General features: G+C 64.4%; 3 protein-coding genes and 1 pseudogene. All 4 read left to right on the top strand.

What is annotated here, in order from left to right:
* Positions 1-445, top strand: a pseudogene (locus EN935_RS26585) (NAD(P)/FAD-dependent oxidoreductase); the annotation flags it as partial.
* Complete coding sequence (locus EN935_RS26590) at positions 445-927, top strand: MarR family transcriptional regulator (protein ID WP_127265277.1); 483 nt, start codon at positions 445-447, stop codon at positions 925-927. The pseudogene EN935_RS26585 and the gene EN935_RS26590, both read left to right, overlap by 1 nt.
* Positions 928-1,028: 101 nt before the next feature.
* On the top strand, positions 1,029-3,182 hold the full coding sequence (locus EN935_RS26595) for an indolepyruvate ferredoxin oxidoreductase subunit alpha (RefSeq protein ID WP_127265276.1): 2,154 nt from the start codon (positions 1,029-1,031) through the stop codon (positions 3,180-3,182).
* Positions 3,175-3,611 (top strand): 2-oxoacid:acceptor oxidoreductase family protein (locus EN935_RS26600; protein ID WP_206534571.1); only part of this gene is annotated, 437 nt, incomplete at its 3' end. The genes EN935_RS26595 and EN935_RS26600, both read left to right, overlap by 8 nt.

The raw sequence follows: 3,611 nt of genomic DNA on the forward strand, positions 1-3,611 counted from the left end.
GCCGCACGCGCTCGATCCGTCGCGCTGTCCGGAGGGCAAGGCGATCCTGTGGCTGCAACTGCCTGAGGCTCCCCGCCATATCAAGGGCGATGCCGCAGGCAAGCTGCAGGCGCCGGCTGACGGGCAATGGACCGACGCGTTGCGGGAAGCTTATGCCGATCGCGCCGAAGCCATCCTTGCCAGCCATATCGACGGCTTCAAGGACAGCGTCATCGCGCGTCGCGCCTATTCGCCGGCCGATCTCGAAGCGATGAACATCAATCTTGTCGGTGGCGATCCCTATGGTGGCTCCTCGACCATCGACCAATCGTTCCTGTGGCGGCCGTTCAAGACCAGCCGCAACCACCAGACCGGCATCAAGAACCTCTACCATATCGGCGCCTCGACCCATCCGGGTGCCGGGCTCGGCGGTGGCTCCGGCTTCCTCCTGGCGGGGAGGCTGTGATGGAACAGAAGGTTGCGGAAAAGCGCCAGCGCATTTCGACCCTGGGGCAGATCGGGCTGCAGCAATTCGCGCCCTATCTGATGAACCGCATCATGGGCCGCTACAACGCCACCTTGCGCGACGATTTCCGCAAACAGGGGCTGACCATTCCGCAGGTGCGCACGCTGGCCGTGCTGTCGGTCACCGACGGCATCACCGTCAACGACCTCTCGGTCTACACTGTCATCGAGCAGTCGACCTTGAGCCGGACGCTCGACTCACTGGAGGGCCAGGGTCTGGTACGGCGCGAGCAAGGTGTCACCGACAGCCGCATCCGCCACGTGTTCCTGACCGATGAGGGCCGCGCCGAGTTCACCCGCGCCTGGCCGGCCATGCATGACGCCTTCGAGGCGATGTTCGACGATATCGACGACGCCGAATATTCCGCGCTCATCGCCACGCTTTTGAAGATGCTGAAGAACATTCGCAAGCACGACATCTAGCATGACCCCGAAAAGTGGAAGCCGGTTTTCGGAAGAGGTCATGCGCAAACAAATAGACCTACGCGCCGCCAGCCTCAGGCGGTAACGGAAGGATTGAAGAAATGGCCGAACGGTCTTTTGCCAAGGAAGTCGAGAAGCTCAGGCTCGGCGCCGGCGAGGAATTTGCCGGCGAAGGCATCCTCGCCATCACCAAGGCGCTGCTGCAATGCGGCGTCGGCTATGTCGGCGGCTATCAGGGCGCGCCGATCAGCCATCTGATGGACGTGCTGGCCGACGCGCAGGACATTCTGGGCGAGCTCGGCGTGCATTTCGAGGCCAGCGCTTCGGAAGCCACCGCCACCGCCATGCTGGCCGCCTCAGTGCATTATCCGATCCGTGGCGCTGCCACCTTCAAGTCGACGGTCGGCACCAATGTCGCCTCCGATGCGTTGGCCAATCTCGCCTCCGGCGGTGTCACCGGCGGCGCGCTGATCATTGTCGGCGAGGACTACGGCGAGGGCTCCTCGATCATGCAGGAGCGCAGCCATGCCTTCGCCATGAAGAGCCAGGTCTGGCTGCTCGACCCGCGCCCCAATCTGCCCTCGATCGTCAAAGCGGTGGAGGACGGTTTCGAGCTGTCCGAGATTTCCAACACGCCGGTCATGCTGCAGGTCCGCATCCGCTGCTGCCACGTCCACGGCCATTTCATCGCCAAGGACAACAAGCGGCCACCTATGACGGTCGCCGATGCGCTTGACGCCCCGCGCCGAGACACCGGGCGCATCGTGCTGCCGCCCGCTTCCTTCCTGCATGAGAAGGAGAAGGTGCAGAAACGCTGGCCGGCGGCGGTCGACTTCATCCGCAAGAACAAGATCAACGAGTTCTTCGGCTCGGATCATGGTTCGGTCGGCATCGTCATGCAGGGCGGCATGTACAATTCGGTCATCCGCGCGCTGCAGCGGCTCGGCCTTGCCGACACTTATGGCGACACCGACGTGCCGCTCTATGTGCTCAACGCCGTCTATCCGCTGATCGATGACGAGTTCCTGTCCTTCTGCGAGGGCAAGCAGTCGGTGCTGGTCGTCGAGGAAGGCCAGCCCAACTACATCGAACAGGCCTTTGCCTCGATGCTGCACAAGGCCGGTCGCGGCACCAGGCTGGTCGGCAAGGAGCACCTGCCGATGGCTGGCGAATACACCGGCCAGGTCATGCTCGACGGCATCGGCGCCTTCCTGCGTGCCGAGGCGCCGCATCTGCTGCCGGGCGAAGTGCGTGCCCCCAACAAGGTCGGCGACGGCGTCGACACCGCCGATTTGATCAATGTCGTGCCGGGCCGTCCGCCGGGTTTCTGCATCGGCTGCCCGGAACGGCCGATCTTTGCCGCGACAAAACTGGTCGAGCAGGAACTCGGCAAGCACCACATCGCCTCCGACATCGGCTGCCATCTGTTCTCGATCATGCCGCCCTTCGAACTCGGCGCCACCACCATGGGCTACGGGCTGGGGCCGGCCTCTGCCTCGGCGTTCAATTCACCCGATGCCAAGCGCCGCTCGATCTCCTTCGTTGGCGATGGCGGCTTCTGGCACAACGGCCTGACCTCCTCGATCGGCAACGCGGTGTTCAACAAGAACGACGGAGTCATCGTCATCGTCGATAATTTTTACTCGGCGGCCACCGGCGGCCAGGACATCCTGTCGTCGCGCGCCGGTAACAAGACCAAGTCGACGAAGCATCCGATCACCGAGGCGGTCAAAGGCATGGGTGTCAAATGGCTGCGCCATGTCGACCGCACCTATGACGTCACCAAGATGCAGGACACGCTGCGCGAGGCGCTGACGACGGAGGAGAAGGGGCCGAAGGTCATCGTCGCCTCGTCCGAATGCATGCTCAACCGGCAGCGCCGCGAAAAGCCGCTGGTCGACAAGGCGATCAAGGGCGGCGAGCGTGTGGTGAAACCGAAATTCGGCGTCGACGAGGATATCTGCACCGGCGACCATGCCTGCATGCGGCTGTCCGGCTGCCCGTCGCTGTCGGTCAAGTCGCTCGACGATCCCCTGCGCGACGATCCGGTGGCGCATATCGACCAGAGCTGCGTCGGCTGCGGCAATTGCGGCGAGGTCGCCGATGCGGCGGTGCTGTGCCCATCCTTCTACCGCGCCGATGTCGTCCATAATCCGAGCCATTGGGACCGTTTCCTGGAAGCCGCGCGCCGCGCCACCATCGGCCTTTTGCAGCGTCGCCGCGAAAGCCGGCGCCTGACCTTCGCCGATGCTTGACGCTGTCCCCCCACTTCGCGCCCACGTCGGCGCTCAGGATGACGAGCGTGTCATCAAGCTTGCCGTGCTCGCGGTCGGCGGCCAGGGCGGCGGCGTGCTCGCCGACTGGATCACCGATGTCGCCGAGCGCAACGGTTATGTCGCGCAATCGACCTCGGTCGCCGGCGTCGCCCAGCGCACCGGCGCCACCATCTACTATGTCGAGATGGCCCGCGACACCGGCCGGCTGCCGGTCTTTGCATTGTCGCCGTCGCAGGGCGATGTGGATATCCTGATCGCCGCTGAACTGATGGAAGCCGGCCGCGCCATCATCCGCGGCTTTGTCACGCCCGAGCGCACGACGCTGATCGCCTCGTCGCACCGCATCGCCGCCGTGTCGGAAAAAATCGAACCCGGCGACGGCCGAGCCTCGTCTGCCAGGGTTCACGC

This window comes from Mesorhizobium sp. M7D.F.Ca.US.004.03.1.1 (genome assembly GCF_003998635.1).
Taxonomy (GTDB): domain Bacteria; phylum Pseudomonadota; class Alphaproteobacteria; order Rhizobiales; family Rhizobiaceae; genus Mesorhizobium; species Mesorhizobium loti.